Consider the following 17,520-nt stretch of genomic DNA (forward strand, 5'->3'; position numbering starts at 1 on the left):
AATTGAAACTGCGGTTCCCGGTCACCCGATCGGGCCGGTACCGGCGACCAGGTACGAGCTGGGGGCGGGCGGGAGTTCGAACGGGTGCGAAAAAAAGGGGCACCTCCGACCGGGTTGTCCGGTCGGAGGTGCCCCCTGGTTCCGGGGTGGGTCAGTCGGTGGGGGTTGCCGGGGTGCCGCCCGCGAAGTTCGGGTACACATAGGACACCTTGTGCATCTTGATCTCCTGGAAGGTCTCCGCGCTGGTCACACCGTCGACCTCGGGCAGCCGCTCGTGCAGGATCTGCCACAGGTGCTCGTGGTCGCGGCAGACCAGCTGGACGTAGAGATCCGCGTGGCCGGTGCAGGAGGAGATGTAGGTGATCTCGTCCCACGGCATGAGCGCGTCGATGACCGCCTGCTGCCGTCCGATCTGCACCTTGAGCAGGGTGAACGCCATGACGCTGTAGCCGAGCTTGGCCGGGTCGGCGATCGCGGCGATGGTCAGCACGCCGTCGGCCTGCATGCGGTTGGCGCGACCGCGCACGGTGCCCTCGGACACCCCGAGCTCCCGGGCGATCTCGCGGTAGGACGCCCGGCCGTTGAGCTGCAGCAGACTCAGGATCTTGCTGTCGGTCGAGTCCAGCAGCCGCTGGCGGGGCTTGCGCGGAGGAGCGTCGTTTTCCTGTCCCACAAGCGGATCGTAGCTCAACGCGACCACCGGGCGCTGTCACAGCGCGGCGGATCCTCCGTCCACCGGGAAGTTCACGCCGGTGACGAACCTTCCTTCGTCGGAGGACAGGAAGAGCACCGCGTTGGACACGTCGACCGGTTCCACCCACGGTTGCGGCAGCGCCAGCAGGGTCGAGGACGCCTCGGCGAACTCCGCTCCGGTCGGGTTCTCCAGGTCCGGCCGGAAAAGCCGCCACACCGCGTCGTTCTGGATCATGTCGGTGTTGCAGTTCGTCGGCGACACCGCGTTCACCCGCACCGAGTGCGGCGCCAGTTCCATCGCCAGCGTCCGCATCAGGCCGATGACCCCGTGCTTGGACGCCACGTAGTGCCCGAACCGCGCGAAGCCCTTGACCCCGGCGTCCGACGAGGTGATCACGATGGAGCCGCCGCGACCACCCGCCACCAGGTGCGGGATGCTCGCCTTGCACGTGTTGAACACCCCGGTGAGGTTCACGTCGATCACGTCGCGCCAATCTGCTTCGGCGATGTCGCGGACCTCGTCGCCGAACTGGAAGATCCCCGCGTTGGCCGCGACGATGTCCAGCCGCCCGAACTCCTCCACCGCCGCGGACAGCCCGCGCTCCAAAGCCGCGTAGTCGCGCACATCGGCGTGGAAGGTGATGATCCGGCGGCCGAGCTTTTCCACCAGGCGAACGGTTTCCGCGAGGTCGTCCTCGGTCGCGGGACGGTAGAAGTCGGAGGTCCGGCCGACCTCGCCGCAGACGTCGGCCGCGACGACGTCCGCGCCCTCTTCGGCGAGCCGCACGGCGTGGCTGCGCCCCTGCCCGCGCGCCGCCCCGGTGATGAACGCGACCTTGCCCTCGACTCGACCAGCCATCTCGGCTCCCCTCTCGTGCGGTTGCGGTCAATCCCGGACCCGCCACTCGATCCGCGACTTGTCCTGCACGCGCTGGCGGTAGTACCAGAGCACGCAGGCGATCATCAGGATGCCGATCCCGACGAGCGTTTCGGTCGCGCCGCCGTAGCCGGTCAGGCTCGGGTTCAGGGTGCCGACGGCGATCGCGAACACGTTGACGACGAACAGCACGACGGCAATCACCGTCCACGGTGCGCCGAGCCGGATCGGCCGCGGCAGGTCCGGCTGGTCCCGGCGCAGGAGGACGAAGGCGCCGACCGCCAGCGTGACCGCGGCGAGGTAGCCGAGGTTGCTGGCCAGCAGGATCGCGATGGGTTCACCGAGCAGGATCAGCACCGCGATGTTGATCAGCATGTCGGTGGTCAGCGCGCGGCCGGGCACCCCGTAGCGGTTGAGCACGCCGAGCTGCCTGATCGTGCCCCCGGAGCGCGAGATGCCGTACAACGACCGGCCGCCGTCGGCGGTGGCGGTCATCATCGCGATGACGAACGCGGCCATGATCGGCAGCTGGCCGATCCACGAGTACTCGCCCAGGATGCGGTCGAACGCGATTCCGATGTAGTTGACCGGGTTCTCGGCGATCACCCCTTCGCCCAGCACGCCCACCGTCACGTACGGCACGACGAAGTAGAGGCCGAGGATGAAAGCTCCGGAGATCCGCAGGGCTTTCGCGGTGTCGCGCACCGGATTCCGGTACTCGGCGGCGAAACTGGCGCACACCTCGGTGCCGTAGGTGGTCCAGGCGGTGATGAAGAACCAGACCACGATCTCCTTCCACCCGAACGGCGAGCTCGTCCCGGAGAAGGTCAGCCGAGTGGTGTCGAAACCCGCGCCGCCGACCAGGAACGGGCCGATCACCAGCACCAGCAGCCCGCCGACCAGCAGCGTCCCGGTCACCTTGGCCACCCCGGCGGCGACCTTGATGCCGAAGTAGTTCAGCGCCCACGCGGCCAGGATCGCGCCGATCGCGATCAGGTAGGGCAGCCCGAGCTCGTGGCCGATCGGCAGCTGGATCGCGAAGTCCACGTCCGGGAAGAACGCCTGCGTGATCATCTTGCCGAGCACGACGCCCTCCACCGACAGCGAGAGCGACCAGCCCATCCAGTAGCCGAACGCCGCGATCGCGCCCAGCGGGGCGAAGTGCCGCTTCCAGCCCTCGTAGGCGTAGACGGAGATCCCGCCGGCGCGGTCCGGGAACATCGCGGCCATCTCGGCGAAGAGGTTGTTCTGCAACCAGGCCAGCAGGCAGGCCACCACCCAGATGGCGATGGCGGTCCACCCGCCGATGGCGCCGATCGTGTAGCCGAGCGTCAGGAAGAGCCCGATCACCATGTTGAGCGAGAAGGTGACGCCGTCGCGCCAGGTCAACCGGCGCACCATCGAAGGCGCTTTGCCCGGTTCCTGCTGCAGGCCGTCGTCCAAGCTGGGGCTACCCGCCGAACTCATCGGAATTCTCCTCCAGAGTTACTGCGGCCAGGACGAGGTGTCGAATCCCCGCCCCTCTTGCGGCGTTGCGCAAGCAGCCTGGGCGCTCGTCTACGCAAAGTCAAGGTCTAATCGGCATTACACTACGCAAAACAAATCAAATCTCCTGCACATTGCGCATTTACGCACACATGCGCGGAACGCCGGGCGGCTCTACCACCGCAGCCGGGTGCCCGTACCCGTCTGGCGGGCGCGATCGAGCACGGCCCATGCCGCCGCAGCGTCCTGCACCCCGATGCCGACGCTGTTGTAGAACACGATGTCCTCGGGCCCGCTTCGAGCGGTGGCCCGGCCGACGAGGACGTCCCCGAGCGCGATGACATCGGCGCTGGTGCAGTACCCCGCGCGCACCGCCTCGATGACCGGACCTCCGTAGGCGACTCCGGTCTCCGGCTCGTCGAGGACGATCGCGTTCGCCCGCCGGAGCACTGCTCGGTCGACCTCGATCCTGGTCGGTTCGAAGGACCCGACGCCGAGCACGGTGCAGCCCGGAGCGAGCCAGTCACCGCGCACGACAGGTTCCGTGCTGAGCGTGCAAGTGGCGACGATGCGCGCGCCGGTCACGGCGTCCTCGGCGGTGGGTACCGCTTCGACCGGCAAGCTCAGCTCGTCGCTCAACTGCTCGGCCGCCGCGGTGCAGCGCTCCAGCGACGGGCTCCACATGCGGACCGTCCGCAAGGGACGGACGCGGGCTATCGCTCGCACATGCGCCTGCCCCTGGACTCCGCTCCCCAGCACCGCGAGCTCGCCCGCGTCGTCGACGGCCAGCGCATCCGCGGCGACCGCGCTCGCCCCGGCTGTCCGGTTCGTCGTCACCGCCCTGCCGTCCATGATCGCGACCGGCTGCCCGGTTTCGGGATCGAGGGCGGTCAGCATCGCGGAAACGCTGGGCAGTCCGCGCTGCTGGTTTCCGGGATTGAGACTGCCGAACTTGCACACCGCCCCGGTGCTCGCGGACATCCTCGACGCGTAGCAGAAGACGACGGAGTCGTCGTGCCGGCTCGGATCCATGACCTTGCCCGGCACGTCGGCCAGTCCGTTGCCGAGCGCGGTGAAGGCGGCGCGCTGCGACTCGATCGCCGTGCCGACGTCGAACAGCGCGTCCACCTCGTCGGCCGACAGGTGCAGGACCTCGTGTGGCACAGCTAATCTCCTTGACTGGCGAGAAGAACGTTCAGCCGGGCACAGGATCAGGAGTGCATCACCGGAGCGCAGCGGGGAGGGCGCGAACGGCTTCGGCTGCCTCGGTGACGGCATCCGCGATGCGCCGCGGCCGCAGCGCATCGCCGACCACGATAGGCGCGACCCCCGCACTTCGGAGCGCGCTCTCCAGCGCGTTGTTCCCCGCGGAGCCAGCAAGGCCGACCAGCGCGTCGACCCCGTCCACGGCATTGCGGCGCTCACCGAAGGTTCCGAGTAGTTCGAGCCGCCGTCCGACAACACGCACCGGGCGAGCCCGCTCGATGATCTCGACGCCGAGTTCTCCGAGCTGCCGCAACATGGGGTAGAGCGTGGTGATGCCTTCTCCTTCGCCCGCGTGGACGCAACTGGTCACCAGGACGACGCGCGGGCAGCTTTCGGCAAGCCGCTCGGCGACCAGCATCGCGTCCAGCTTCCCGAGATCGTCGTGGACGACGACGGTGCCCGCGGTGATCCCGTCCAGTGCCGCGAACGCATCGAGCTGCGGGACCCCGGAGTCGCCCGGGACAGTCGTCACCACGGGAAGTGATCCGGTGGCCACCAGGACGTGATCTGGCTGGTCGGCGAGGATGCTCGGCGCGTCGGCCTCAACACCCAGCCGCACGGTGACTCCGAGCCGGTCGAGTTCCCGCTCCCACCACTCGAGCAACCGCCGGAATTCCTGCCGGCTGGGCGTGGTGGACCATCGGCGCAGCTGCCCGCCAAGCAGGTGCTCCCGCTCGTAGAGCGTCACTTCGCAACCACGCAACGCCAGTCTTCTGGCTGCCTCCAGCCCTGCGGGACCGCCGCCGACGACGACCGCGGATCGTCCAGCACCAGTGTCGGGCGGTGGCGGGACGGCCTCGAGGCCGATGTCGGGATTTGCCACGCAAGCCACGGGTTGGTGGTCGAGGAGGCGATTGATGCAGAGGTTCGCGCCCACGCAAGGTCGGATCGTCTCGGTCTTCCCGGCGCGGGCTTTCGCGAGGAGGTCCGGATCGGCGACGTGCGCGCGGACCATGCCGACCAGGTCCGCGTCGCCGTCGGCCAAGATGTCTTCCGCGAGTTCGGGAGTGGTGATCCTGCCCACGGCGGCGACCGGGATGTCGACCGCTGCCCGGACGGCGCGGGCGAGGTGCCGGAAGAGCCCGTGCGGTGCAGGAGTCGGCGGCCAGTGGTCGACCCTGGCGAGGCGTCGGGTGTTGTTTCCCGCGATGACGCTGAGGTAGTCGACTTGTCCGGTCGCCGCCAGGCCCGCTGCGATCGACGCGGCTCGGTCCGGTCCGATGCCGCCTTCGACGAGTTCGTCGCCGGAGATCCGGACTCCGACGATCAGGTCGGGTCCGCAGGCTTCTCGCACCGCAGCGAGCACGAGCAGCGCGAGCCGGAGCCGGCCCTGCGGATCACCGCCGAACTCGTCGGATCGGGTGTTGGTGTACGGGGACAGGAAGTTCCCGAGCAGAAGACCGTGTGCCATCGTGATCTCGACGCCGTCGAGGCCACCGGTGCGGCACCGTGCTGCTGCCGCGCCGAACTGGCCGACGATCTCGTGCAGGTCTTCGGATGTCGCCGGGCGGGCGATCTCGCCGGTGAGCTCGGAGCGATACCAATCGGGCGCCACGACGTCGCCTCCGGAAAGCTCGGTCGCCCCGGCATGGGCGAGTTGCGCGAGGATCGTCCCGCCCTCGTCGTGGACTGCTGCGGCCAGCCGCTGGTATCCGGGGATGATCCGGTCGTCGTAGTTGGACAACACGTTGTCCGCGCCCCACAACGGCGACGGACTCACCGGAGTGGCACCGGTGATCTGCATCCCGACGCCCGCGTGAGCCCGCGCGCGGTGATAGCCGACGTAGCGATCGCCGGGGACTTGGCCCAGGGCGAGTCCTGGTTGGTGCGCCGGGACGTAGACGCGGCTGCGCAGCCGGCGGCTTCCAAGATCGATCGGTTCGAAGATGCGGCTCAGCGTTCGCCTACCCGTGGGCATGGAGCTCTCCTCGCCGTGGAGTCGGATGGTGGTCGGTGCGCGTCAGCTGGCTCGAGTCGTTTCAGCTGGCTGCGGGACTGCCGCGCCCCCGCTGACATCCACCAGGCGCCGGCCGCGCGTCTCGGGTGCCATTGCGGCCGACACCACGAACCCGACGAGCGTGATCGCGGCCATGATCAGCATGGTGGCTCCCACGCCGATCCGGTCCAAGCCGATGGGCAGCAGGTAGGTGCCGATCGCGGCCCCCACGCGACTGACCGCCGTGCCGATTCCCACTGCCGTAGCGCGGATCTCGGTCGGGAACAGTTCCGTGGGGTAGATGAACTCGAGGATGCTGGGCCCGCCGGAGAACAGCGCGTAAGCGCAGAAGCAGACCAGCACCACACCCACCGGAGCAGACGGCGCGAATCCCAGCACCGCGAGCGGCACGGTCATGAGCGCGAAGGACCACACCACCAGCGGCCGACGCCCCCGCGTCTCGATCAACCGCAGTGCCGGTACGCACCCGAGCAGGAAGAGAAGGCTGATCAAGGCCGACCCGATGATCGACGCGTTGCCGCCGGACAGCTTGAAAGCCTCCAGGATCGTGGGGCCGAAGCTGTAGATGGCGAACAGGGGCACGATCTGCAGCAGCCAGAACAAGCAGACGAACACCATGCGCTTGAGGTAGTCACCGCGGAAGACGTCGAACACGCCGATTCCGCGCGCCTGCTCGTCGGAGGCCAACTCCCCGATGGCTTCGGGGGTCGCGGCATCCCCGTAGACGCGGCGCAGCACGGCGTGCGCTTCGTCCGCTCGGCCGCGGTTGATCAGCCAGCGCGGGGATTCCGGCGTGCCGATGCGGGCGAGGGTGAAGATGATCGCCGGCACCGCCGCACTTCCCAGCGCCCAGCGCCACGCTTCGTCACCGAGCAGGCTGATCAGCGCGTAGCCGACGAGGTACGCGGCGGTGGCCCCGACGAACCAGGCCATGATGAGCATGCCCATCACCCGGCCTCGTTGCGTCCGCGGCAACCACTCGGAGAGCAGCGAGCTGCCGATGGCGTAGTCGGCGCCCAAAGCGATTCCGATGACCACCCGCAGCAGCACCACTTGGGTCGGGTCGGTGACGAACGTCGAGGCGATCGACGCCACGGCGATCGCGATGAAGTGCAGGGTGAACAGGAGCTGCCGCCCGATCCGGTCGGTGAGACGGCCGAAGATGAGACCACCGATGAAGAGTCCGACCAGGGCGGCCGCGCCGACCAGACCTTCCTCGCTCGCCGTCATGCCCAGGTCCTTGCTCATCCCGAGCACGACCACGCCGATGATGCTGAGCAGATAGCCGTCGATGAACTGACCGCCGGAGGTCAGCAGGAACATCTTCTTGTGGAACCGACCGAACGGGGCATCGTCGATGATCGCGGTGCTCATGGAACTTCTCCTTGCTGCCGAACGACGAGTCCGGCTGGTGCAGGGAATTTCGCGCCTGACCGGAGGTGGATCGCGAGCTTGGGGTTCAGAGGGCGAAGCACAACCGGAACGCGTCGAGCACGGCGGAGTGCACGTTCCTGCTGTTGACGGCATCGCCGATCCGGAAGAGCTGGAACCGGCCGTCCGCGTTGGGCCCCAGCGGCTGTTCGGCGAGTTCCAGCAGGTCGTGGAGGGCGATTTCGCCGAGGTTCGAGGAATGCGGCAGGAGTTCGTGGTAGAGCTCGGCATTCGGCAGGGTGCCGTGCTCGACCACCACGTGATCCACGACCCGCGTGCACGTTCGATCCGCCGAGTCGCTGACGAAAGTGGCTTTCAGCCTGCCGTTTTCGCGTTCCACCCCGACCAGTCGGCGCATCAGGGTGATGCGCACGTCGTTGCTCGCCATGGTCCGCAGGTAGGGCGGGGCGTTCACGCTGCCGACGTCGACTGCCACCGTCCGCTCCGGACTCGCCCACTCCACGTCGGCTCCGGCCTGCACGAGTGCCTCCACGGCGTCCAGGCCGGGGTGCGCACCGTGGTCGTCGTAGACCAGCACGGAACCTCCCGGCCGCACCGCACCGGAGAGCACGTCCCAGGTGTCGTGCACGAGCTCGCTCCCGAACCGCAGGAACGAGGTGTTCGGCAACCCACCGGTCGCCACCAGCACGACGTCCGGATCCGCGTCGAGCACTTCGCGAGCCTCGACCAGGTGGTTGAGCTTGATCTGCACGCCCAGCCGCTCGCACTCGGCGACCCGCCAGTCGACGATGCCGATCAGGTTCTCCCGCCGAGGCGCCATCGCTGCCAGCCGCAACTGCCCGCCCGGCTGGTCGGCGGCCTCGTAGAGCGTCACGTCGTGCCCGCGCTCGGCGAGCACCCGTGCGGCCTCCAGCCCCGCCACGCCCGCGCCGATCACGACGGCCGCCTTGCGGTTCTCGGCGACCGGAACGTCGTGCGGCAAGCGGAGTTCCCGCCCGGTGGAAGCGTTGTGCACGCAGTACGAGGGCTCCCCCGTGTACAGCGAGTCGATGCACACGCTCGCACCGACGCACGGCCTGATCCGGTCCTCCTCCCCTCGCCGCAGCTTGGCGACGAGGTGCGGGTCGGCCAGCTGCGCGCGGGTCATCCCGACCAGGTCGAGCTGCCCGTCGGCGATGGCGTGCCGGGCGGTCGCCACGTCGGAGATCCCGGCGGCGTGCATCACCGGCACCGCCACCTGCTGCCGGACGAGACCGGCGAAGGACAGGTGGGGAGCGGACGGCTCGCCCATCGGCGGAATGACTCGGGACAGACCGGCTTCGGTGACGATGTGCCCCCGGATGACGCTGATGAAGTCGATACCCGCTTCGGTGATGCGACGGGCGATCTCCAGCGCCTCGTCCAGCTCCAGGCCGCCGGGACGCAGCTCGTCGAAGGACATCCGGATGCCCAGGACGTAGTCCGGGCCCACCGCCTCGCGGATGGCCGTGATCACCTCGATCGGGAAGCGGAGCCGGTTGTCCAACGAGCCGCCGTAGGAATCCGTCCGCTTGTTCAGGTCCGGCGACCAGAAGCTGTCCAGCAGGTGCCCGTAGGCCTCCAGCTCGACGCCGTCGAGGCCACCGGCCTGGCTGCGGACCGCCGCAGCCGCGAAGTCGGCCGCGATCCGGCGGAGGTCGTGCGGTTCGGCTTCCTTGGTGAACGACCGGTGCGCGGGTTCGCGGAGATTGCTGACCGAGACCGTGGGCAGCCACGGCCCGGAGAAGTGGCTGGTGCGGTGACCGAGGTGGGTCAGCTGCGTCATGACGGCCGCCCCCTCGGCGTGCACCTCGTCGGACAGCCGCCGCAGCCAGGGCACGATTCCGTCGTCGTACATGCTCAGATTGCCGAACGACGGCGGACTGTCAACGCTGACGGCGGCACTCCCGCCGATCATCGTGAGCGCTACTCCGCCGCGGGCCTTCTCCACGTGGTAGGCGCGATACCGGTCGGTCGGCATACCGCCCTCGCCGTACGCGGGTTCGTGCGAGGTGCTGACGATCCGGTTGCGCAGCGTCAGGTTCTTGAGCCGGAACGTGGTTAGCAGGGGGTCGTCCGAGTTCGTCTCGCCATCGCTGATCGGGTGCATGCAGGCCAGCTCCTCCACGTCCGCCGCGTCAAGCGCAGATGGCGAGCAAGTATGCGAACAAGCGAAATTGTTGACAACAGTCTGTCGAACAATCGGCTCAAATAGCCGATTCTGAGTCATGGTGAGCCCTACACTTGGGCGATGGCTGGTCGTCCTCGGTGCCGGCTGACGGTGACCGCAGCTGAGCGCGCAACACTCGTCCAGTGGACGCAGGGCAGGAACACGCCCCAGGCACTGGCTCTGCGCGCGCGAATCGTGCTGGCCTGCGAGAAGTACCCGACGATCTCCGAGGCCGCGCGCAGCCTCGGCCTGTCCCGCGATGCGGTCGGGTTGTGGCGATCCCGTTTCCTCGAATGCCGCCTGGACGGCCTGCACGACCAGGTCCGCACCGGACGACCGAAGGCGGATGGCGCGGACCTGGTCGTGCAAACCCTGCTGACCCGCCCGCTCTCGGCAACGGCCTGGTCGACCCGGTCCCTGGCGGCGGCAACCGGTTTGAGCCAGAGCTCCGTGAGCCGGATCTGCCGCTCGCTCTGGCCCAGGCCCACCGCGCCGATTCCTGCTGCCGCGGAACCGTTCCGCCATCTCGCCGGGGTGCACCTCGATCCGGTCGTCCGCGTGCTCGCCCTGTGCCCCGGCAGCGATTCCCCGGCCCCCGCCCGCACGGACGAGGTGCCGAGCAGGGCCGCGATCGTGCGGAACAGCGTGCAGACCATGTTCGCCGCGACCACGACCATCGCCTCCGGCCAGACCGGCGCGACGAGCGGGCTGTCGCGGTTCCTGACCGCGCTCGACCGCGCCGTTCCAGCAGGTCACGCCATCGTTCTGATCATCGGCTCCAGTGACGCGGGGCTGGCGACCGAACGGTTGCTCCGGCGGCGGTCCCGGTGCCGAATCGTCCGGGCGGCTGCGGAATCCGACTGGCGCGCCTACGTCGAGCAGGCACTCGATTCCCCCACCCTCGCACTCGACGACATCGCCGGGCTGCGGTCGGAGCTGCACGCCTGGGCCCACCGCAAGGACCAGCAATTCACCTGGATCACCGAATGGGGGTGGATTAATGGGTCACATGCGCAGAAGGTCCGTGGCGGGGACGAGCCGCACGCAGGAAGCGGGCAACGGCTAGCGGATCAGGTCGCTCAAGCGCTGCGCGAGGCGATCGTGGGCGGCCAGTTCCAACCGGGCGAGCGAATCAAGGAAGCGCCGCTGGCGGATCGGCTCGGAATCTCTCGCGGACCGATTCGGGACGCGTTGCGGGTGCTGGCCGAGGACGGACTCCTGGAGCTGTTGCCCAACCGCGGCGCCGCGATCCCGCAGATGCAGGCGACCGACGTGCTGGAGACCTACGCGGCGCGCACCGCGCTGGGAGGGCTGCTGGTGCGGCGGTTGGCGACCCGCGAACCCGCTGCTCTGATCCCGCTCGCGACCGCGCTGGCGAACGTCCGCGCAACGGCGCGCGGCGGCAGCTTGGACGAGGCAGCGGAGGCCGATCTGGCGTTCCAGGACGCCATGGCCGATGCCGCTGGGCTGCCGCGCACGGCATTGCACTTCAACCGGCTCGCGATGCAGCTGCGCATGTTCATCTCGATCCTCGGCCTGGACTACGCGTACTCCCCCGATCGCATCGTCCGCGACAACACCGCGATCTTCGAGGCGCTGCGGAACCGGTCGCCGGAGGACGCCGCCCTGCTGTGGCGGGCCAAGCTGGAACACGCCGTCCGATACATGGTCGCCCAGCTGCCCGAGGAGGACTTCGATCTGGAGCTGTGGCTGACCATCAGCGCGCCAGCAGCGCCCGCCAGCAGACGAACCTGAGAGGTCACCGCCGCCCGCGTTCATCTACGCCTGGTCGATGCCGGCCACCGCGCTGGACAGGACCGGACCACCCCGGTAGAAGCCGCCCCTGGTCAGGACCTGCCAGTGGTCCTCGATCCGCGGCGGGTCCCGACCGATCAGGTAGTCCGACAGCTCCTGCACTCAGGTGGCGACCGTGGCAGCGCGGCCTTCGACGACGGGTTCACCCAGCCGGTGATGCCCTCGTCCGTTTCGATCTTCAGGAACAGCCAGCGGGGCGGGACGGCGCTTGTCGAGCTGCCAGGCATCGGGGAAACAGCGAATGCGACTGGGGATTCGCCGGTCGAGACTGGTGCGGTGGACGACTCCGTCAGGAAACGCGTTCGGGTTGCGGGAATCGTGCAGGGCGTCGGTTTCCGCCCCTTCGTCTACTCGCTGGCGACCGACCTGGGTTTGAGCGGACACGTCGGCAACGACGTGCACGGCGTGTTCATCGAGGTGGCGGGCGCGGCGCCGGAGGTGCGGCAATTCCTCCGCAGGCTCCGGGAGGAGGCCCCGCCGCTGGCCGACGTCGCGCGGATCTCGGTCACCGATGCCGCCGGCCCGCCGGAAGCGGGGTTTCGGATCGTCGAGAGCGACGCTGCCGGGCAGCGGGCGACCATGATCGCCAGCGACGCCGCGACGTGCGCCGACTGCGCGGACGAGATCGCCGATCCCGGGGACCGGCGGTTCGGCTACCCGTTCACCAACTGCACCAACTGCGGACCGCGGTTCACCATCGTGCGGGACGTGCCGTACGACCGCCCGAACACCACGATGTCCGGATTCGCGTTGTGCCCCCGATGCGAAGAGGAGTACCACGATCCGGCGAACCGCCGTTTCCACGCCCAGCCGGTGTGCTGCCCCGACTGCGGTCCGCGGCTGCGGTTCACCGACCGCGATGGCCTGCCCCGGCAGGGTGATCCCCTGGAAGAAGCGGCAGCGGCCTTGACGCGCGGCGAAGTGATCGCGGTGAAGGGGCTGGGCGGCTACCACCTGGCCGTCGACGCGACCAGCGGTGATGCGGCGGCGATGCTGCGCAAGCGCAAGCACCGCGAGGACAAGCCCTTCGCGGTCATGGTCGCATCGGTCGACCAGGCGCGTGCGCTGTGCTCGATCGACGACGCCGAGCAGGCGTTGCTCACCTCCAGGCACCGGCCCATCGTGCTGCTCGACCGGCTACCCGGGGCCCCGATCGCACCGGGCGTCGCGCCCGGGAACCGCCAGCTCGGCGTCCTGCTGCCCTACACCCCGCTGCACCACCTGCTGCTCCGCCGATTCCCCCACCCCATCGTCCTGACCAGCGGGAACATCTCCGATGAGCCGATCGCCTACCTGGACGACGACGCGTTGGAGCAGCTGGGCGAGGTCGCCACCGCCTTCCTGGCGCACGACCGGCCGATCCACATCCGCACCGACGACTCCGTGACCCGGGTCTTCGACGGGCGCCCGATGCTGGTGCGGCGGTCCCGGGGCTACGTCCCGGAACCGGTGGTGCTGCCGTGGTCGTTCCCCCGACCGGTGCTGGCCTGCGGCGCCGAGCTGAAGAACACCTTCGCCGTCGGCAAGGACGAACACGTCATCCCGTCCCACCACATCGGCGACCTGGAGAACTACGCGACGCTGCGGTCGTTCACCAGCGGAATCGCGCACTTCCAGCAGCTCTTCGACATCGAGCCGCAGGTCGTCGCCCACGACCTGCACCCGGAGTACCTGTCGACGAAGTACGCCGTGGCGCTCGACGACGTCGAGCTGATCGGAGTGCAGCACCACCACGCCCACATCGCGTCCTGCCTGGCCGACAACGGCGAGCAGGGCCCGGTGCTCGGGGTGGCGTTCGACGGGACTGGCTACGGCACCGACGGCTCGATCTGGGGCGGGGAGTTCCTGGTCGCAGACCTGACCGGCTTCCGGCGGCTGGGCCACCTGGAGGCGGTTCCGCTGCCGGGGGCGACGACGGCCATCAAGCAGCCCTGGCGGACAGCGGTCTCCTACCTGGCCGAGAGCGACCTCCTGCGCGCTGACCTCGAAGTGCTGCAGCGCAATCCGAAGTGGACGGAAGTGGCCGCGCTGGCGCGCGACGGCCACCACGCGCCGCCGGCCTCCAGCGCCGGGCGGCTGTTCGACGCCGTGGCGGCGATCGTCGGAGTGCGGGATGCGATCAACTACGAGGGCCAGGCGGCGATCGAGTTGGAACAGCTGGCCGCCGACGGCGAACCGGGGTGCTACCCGGTGTCGATCAGCGGCGGTCCGGTGCTGCGGGTGCGCGGGGCGGACCTGGTCCGTTCGGTCGTGGAGGACCTTCGCGCCGCGACGCCGGTGCCGGTGATCGCGGCGAGATTCCACAACGGCCTGGCGGCCGCCGTGGTGGAGGTCTGCGTCCGGCTCCGGCAGTCGACCGGAATCGGCACCGCTGCGCTCTCCGGCGGCGTCTTCCAGAACGTGCTGCTGCTGCGCCGCGTTGTGGAAATGCTGCGCCGCAAGGACTTCCGAGTGCTGCTGCACTCCCAGGTCCCGGCCAACGACGGCGGCATCAGCCTGGGACAAGCCGCCATCGCAGGGGCCCTGTGCCGACAACGGCTTTAGCGCTTGGCCCCGGACGCCCGTGAGTACTTTGGGCTGCTATGGCAACCCAAAGTACTCACGGTCCCGAGACGTCCTGGGTGGTGAGCCAGGCGTACCAGTCGTCGACGCCCCTCCCGGTCGATACCGACAGCTGCCGCACCTGGGCGCGCGGGTTGACCTCCGCCGCCGCCTCGACGAAGCGGTCCACGTCGAAGTCGAGGTGCGGCAGGAGGTCGATCTTGTTCAGCAGCACCAGATCCGCCGAGCGGAACATGTGCGGGTACTTCAGCGGCTTGTCCTCCCCCTCCGCCACCGAGGCGAGGACCACCCGGGCGCTCTCGCCGAGGTCGAACAGCGCCGGGCACACCAGGTTCCCGACGTTCTCGACGAACACCACCGATCCGTCCGGCGGCTCCAGCGCACGCAGCCCGTCGGCCACCGTGGTGGCGTCCAGGTGGCAGCCGGTGCCGGTGTTGATCTGCACCACCGGGCAACCGCTCTCGCGCAGGCGGGCCGCGTCGAGCCCGGTCTCCTGATCGCCCCCGATGACCGCCACCGGCGCTCCGCCGAACTCGCGCGCGGTGCGGGCCAGCAGGCTCGTCTTGCCGGAGCCGGGCGAGCTCATCAGGTTGATCAAGGTGATGCGCTTGGCCCGCAGGAGGTCCCGGTTCCCGGTGGCGAGACCGTCGTTCTTGGCCAACACCCGTTGTTCGAGGACGACCGTTCGGGACGTGTCCTCATCGCAGCCGCACGTGCCGCACATCTAAGCCACCTCCACTGCCTTGATCCGGAGTTCCTGCCCGGCGACCACCGCGAGGTCCACGCTGCCGCACGAGCAGCGCGCGAGCAGGTCGTCCATTTCGACCTCCGCCCCGCACGAACGGCATTCACCGCGCCCGGCGGGCTCGACGACGTCCAGGCGCGCGCCCGCCAGCCGGGTTCCGTCGGCCACCAGCTCGAAGCAGAACCGGATCGCATCCGGCACCACGCCGGAAAGCCGCCCGATCTCCAGGTGGACGGACGTGATCACCGGGTCTTCGACCGCCTCCAGCACCGCGTCCACGATGCTCTCGGTGATGCCGAGTTCGTGCACGGCTAGCAGATCCGCGGCAGCGGATCGCCCACCAGCAGATCAACGATCCGGGTGCCGCCGAACGTCGTGTTCAGCAGCACCAGGCCCGGTGGATCGTCCCCGACCCGCCCGATCAGCGCGGCTTGCTCCCCCAGCGGGTGCGAGCGCATCGCCGCCAGCGCCGCCTCCGCGTGCTCCCCGGGGACGACCGCGACGATGCGCCCTTCGCAGGCCACGTACAGCGGATCGATCCCCAGCAGCTCGGACGCACCGCGGACTTCGGCCCGCACCGGGACCGCGGCCTCGTCCACGACCACGGCCACCTCCGCAGCCCGGGCGATCTCGTTGAGCACCGTCGCGACACCGCCGCGGGTGGCGTCGCGCAGCGCCCGGACCTCCGGCACCGCCGCGAGCAGGTCCGCGACCAGCCCGTGCACCGGTGCGGTGTCGGAGACCACGTCGGAGTCGATGTCCAGCTCACCGCGGGCGAGCATCACGGTCACCCCGTGATCGCCGATCGGCCCGGAGACCAGGACGGCGTCGCCCGGGCGCGGCGTGCCGATCCCGAGACGGTGGCCGGTGGCCAGCACACCGACGCCCGAGGTGTTGATGTAGCAGCCGTCCGCCTTGCCCTTCTGCACGACCTTGGTGTCGCCGGTCACCACCTGCACGCCGGCCGCCCGCGCAGCGGCCGCCATCGATTCGACGATTCGGGTCAGGTCGGCGACCGGGAAACCCTCCTCCAGCAGGAAACCCGCCGACAGGTAACGCGGCGTCGCACCGGAGACCGCGAGGTCGTTGACCGTGCCGTTGACGGCCAGGTCGCCGATGTCGCCACCGGGGAAGAACAGCGGGGACACCACGAACGAGTCGGTGGTGAAGGCCAACCGGTGGCCGTCCACCGGCAGTTCCGCGCCGTCTTCGAGCGGTTCCAGCAGTTCGTTGCGGAACGCCTCCAGGAACACCGCCTCGACGAGGGTCTGCGTGGCCTTCCCGCCGGAGCCGTGCGCGAGGGTGATCCGCTCCTCCCGCACCTTCGGCTTGCGGCGGCGGGCCCGCTCGATGCGGTCGAGCACCTGCTGCTCGGGATCGCTCAGGCCCGCCTGGTGTTCGGTGCTCACGTCCGGCTCGCCTCCTTGACCCGTTCCCGGCTGAACCGCCCGAAGTTGTAGTAGGCCGCGCAAGCGCCTTCCGGCGAGACCATGCAGGTGCCGATCGGCGTCTCCGGGGTGCAGGCGGTGCCGAACACCTTGCACTCCCAAGGTTTGAGGACGCCCTTGAGCACCTCACCGCACTGGCAGGACTTGGGATCGGCCACCCGCACGCCCGGCAGGTCGAAGCGGCGCTCGGCGTCGAACTCCGCGTAAGAGTCGCGCAGCCGCAGCGCGGAGTGGGAGATGAAGCCCAGCCCGCGCCACTCGAAGTACGGGCGCAGCTCCATCGTCTTGGCGATCGCCGCCAACGCGGTCTTGTTGCCCTCCCAGGGCACCACGCGCTTGTACTGGTTCTCGACCTCGCAGCGCCCCTCCGCCAACTGCTTGAGCAGCAGGTATATCGACTGCATGATGTCCAGCGGTTCGAAACCCGCGACCACCACGGGCTTGCCGTAGTCGCGGGCGATGAACTCGTAGGGCCGGCAGCCGATGACCGTGGACACGTGCCCCGGCCCGAGGAACCCGTCCAGCCGAAGGTCCGGGGAGTCCAGGATCGCCTTGATGGCCGGGATGATCGTCACGTGGTTGCCGAAGACGGAGAAGTTCTCCAAGCCCTCCTGCTCGGCGCGCAGCAGCGTCATCGCCGTCGACGGCGCGGTGGTTTCGAACCCGATGGCCATGAACACCACGTGCCGGTCGGGGTCCTGCCGGGCGAGCTTCAGCGCGTCCAACGGCGAGTACACCATGCGGATGTTGGTGTCCTCGGCGTTGGAGTCGAAGAAGTTCCCGGCGCTGCCCGGAACTCGCATCATGTCGCCGAAGGAGGTCATGAGCACGTCGGGTTGGCGCGCGATGTGGATGGCGTCGTCCACCCGCCCCATCGGGATCACGCACACCGGGCACCCCGGCCCGTGGACCAACGACACGTTCTCCGGCAGGTAGTCCTCGATGCCGTGCTTGTAGATGGTGTGGGTGTGCCCGCCGCAGACCTCCATGAACTTGTACTGGCGTCCCGGCTCGCACAGCGCGGCGATCTCGGCCGCCAGCGCCCGCGCCTTGTCCGCGTCCCGGTACTCGTCGACGAATCGCATCGGTCCC

The 17,520-nt window shown here is 69.2% G+C and carries 13 protein-coding genes and 1 pseudogene; 2 read left to right on the forward strand and 12 right to left on the reverse strand.

Annotated elements, in window-relative coordinates:
* Window positions 1-151: 151 nt before the first annotated feature.
* The 7 genes from OU415_RS07090 to OU415_RS07120 form a co-directional block, all read right to left on the reverse strand.
* Window positions 152-673 (reverse strand): Lrp/AsnC family transcriptional regulator, encoded by a 522-nt coding sequence (locus tag OU415_RS07090; protein WP_270947773.1) that lies wholly within the window; start codon window positions 671-673, stop codon window positions 152-154.
* A 36-nt stretch (window positions 674-709) separates the two neighbouring features.
* Window positions 710-1,552, reverse strand: a complete 843-nt coding sequence (locus tag OU415_RS07095; protein WP_270947774.1) for a mycofactocin-coupled SDR family oxidoreductase — start codon at window positions 1,550-1,552, stop codon at window positions 710-712.
* Window positions 1,553-1,579: 27 nt separating this feature from the next.
* Window positions 1,580-3,037 (reverse strand): APC family permease, encoded by a 1,458-nt coding sequence (locus OU415_RS07100; RefSeq protein ID WP_270947775.1) that lies wholly within the window; start codon window positions 3,035-3,037, stop codon window positions 1,580-1,582.
* Window positions 3,038-3,229: 192 nt separating this feature from the next.
* Window positions 3,230-4,219 carry an ornithine cyclodeaminase family protein gene (locus OU415_RS07105; RefSeq protein ID WP_270947776.1) on the reverse strand — a complete coding sequence of 330 codons (990 nt, stop codon included), beginning with the start codon at window positions 4,217-4,219 and terminating at the stop codon, window positions 3,230-3,232.
* Window positions 4,220-4,277: 58 nt separating this feature from the next.
* On the reverse strand, window positions 4,278-6,239 hold the full coding sequence (locus OU415_RS07110) for an oxidoreductase (RefSeq protein ID WP_270947777.1): 1,962 nt from the start codon (window positions 6,237-6,239) through the stop codon (window positions 4,278-4,280).
* 42 nt (window positions 6,240-6,281) lie between these two features.
* On the reverse strand, window positions 6,282-7,652 hold the full coding sequence (locus OU415_RS07115) for an MFS transporter (RefSeq protein WP_270947778.1): 1,371 nt from the start codon (window positions 7,650-7,652) through the stop codon (window positions 6,282-6,284).
* Window positions 7,653-7,737: 85 nt separating this feature from the next.
* Window positions 7,738-9,798 carry an NADH:flavin oxidoreductase gene (locus OU415_RS07120; RefSeq protein WP_270947779.1) on the reverse strand — a complete coding sequence of 687 codons (2,061 nt, stop codon included), beginning with the start codon at window positions 9,796-9,798 and terminating at the stop codon, window positions 7,738-7,740.
* Between the two features lie 141 nt (window positions 9,799-9,939).
* Between OU415_RS07120 and OU415_RS07125 the strand changes: the two genes are divergently transcribed.
* Window positions 9,940-11,613 carry a GntR family transcriptional regulator gene (locus OU415_RS07125; protein WP_270947780.1) on the forward strand — a complete coding sequence of 558 codons (1,674 nt, stop codon included), beginning with the start codon at window positions 9,940-9,942 and terminating at the stop codon, window positions 11,611-11,613.
* Between the two features lie 27 nt (window positions 11,614-11,640).
* Here the strand turns inward: OU415_RS07125 and OU415_RS07130 are convergent.
* Window positions 11,641-11,900: pseudogene (locus OU415_RS07130) on the reverse strand (galactonate dehydratase); the annotation flags it as partial.
* A 49-nt stretch (window positions 11,901-11,949) separates the two neighbouring features.
* Here OU415_RS07130 and hypF point away from each other — a divergent pair.
* A complete protein-coding gene (hypF, locus tag OU415_RS07135; RefSeq protein WP_270947781.1) occupies window positions 11,950-14,217 on the forward strand; it encodes a carbamoyltransferase HypF in 2,268 nt (755 codons plus the stop codon).
* Between the two features lie 55 nt (window positions 14,218-14,272).
* Here hypF and hypB read toward each other — a convergent pair whose 3' ends face one another.
* The 4 genes from hypB to hypD are packed head-to-tail and all read right to left on the reverse strand — an operon-like array spanning window position 14,273 to window position 17,513.
* The gene (gene hypB / locus OU415_RS07140; protein WP_270947782.1) at window positions 14,273-14,959 is read right to left on the reverse strand and encodes a hydrogenase nickel incorporation protein HypB; all 687 of its coding nucleotides are present in this window, start codon (window positions 14,957-14,959) and stop codon (window positions 14,273-14,275) included.
* Entirely contained in the window at window positions 14,960-15,289 is a 330-nt protein-coding gene (locus OU415_RS07145; RefSeq protein ID WP_270947783.1) for a hydrogenase maturation nickel metallochaperone HypA/HybF, read from the reverse strand. It lies immediately after the preceding gene.
* 2 nt (window positions 15,290-15,291) lie between these two features.
* Window positions 15,292-16,389 (reverse strand): hydrogenase expression/formation protein HypE, encoded by a 1,098-nt coding sequence (hypE, locus tag OU415_RS07150; protein WP_270947784.1) that lies wholly within the window; start codon window positions 16,387-16,389, stop codon window positions 15,292-15,294.
* Window positions 16,386-17,513, reverse strand: coding sequence for a hydrogenase formation protein HypD (hypD, locus tag OU415_RS07155; protein WP_270947785.1), 1,128 nt, complete (start codon window positions 17,511-17,513; stop codon window positions 16,386-16,388). Before hypD ends, hypE begins: the two co-directional genes overlap by 4 nt.
* Window positions 17,514-17,520: the final 7 nt, after the last annotated feature.

Origin of the sequence: Saccharopolyspora oryzae (assembly GCF_027853915.1) — a bacterium.
GTDB classification, from domain to species: domain Bacteria; phylum Actinomycetota; class Actinomycetes; order Mycobacteriales; family Pseudonocardiaceae; genus Saccharopolyspora; species Saccharopolyspora oryzae.

Excerpts from the sequence above, each read along its gene's own strand:
- OU415_RS07095 (WP_270947774.1), bottom strand. The coding sequence starts at position 1,552 with ATGGCTGGTCGAGTCGAGGGCAAGGTCGCGTTCATCACCGGGGCGGCG.
- OU415_RS07100 (WP_270947775.1), bottom strand. The coding sequence starts at position 3,037 with ATGAGTTCGGCGGGTAGCCCCAGCTTGGACGACGGCCTGCAGCAGGAA.
- OU415_RS07110 (WP_270947777.1), bottom strand. The coding sequence starts at position 6,239 with ATGCCCACGGGTAGGCGAACGCTGAGCCGCATCTTCGAACCGATCGAT.
- OU415_RS07115 (WP_270947778.1), bottom strand. The coding sequence starts at position 7,652 with ATGAGCACCGCGATCATCGACGATGCCCCGTTCGGTCGGTTCCACAAG.
- OU415_RS07120 (WP_270947779.1), bottom strand. The coding sequence starts at position 9,798 with ATGCACCCGATCAGCGATGGCGAGACGAACTCGGACGACCCCCTGCTA.
- OU415_RS07125 (WP_270947780.1), top strand. The coding sequence starts at position 9,940 with ATGGCTGGTCGTCCTCGGTGCCGGCTGACGGTGACCGCAGCTGAGCGC.
- hypB (WP_270947782.1), bottom strand. The coding sequence starts at position 14,959 with ATGTGCGGCACGTGCGGCTGCGATGAGGACACGTCCCGAACGGTCGTC.
- hypD (WP_270947785.1), bottom strand. The coding sequence starts at position 17,513 with ATGCGATTCGTCGACGAGTACCGGGACGCGGACAAGGCGCGGGCGCTG.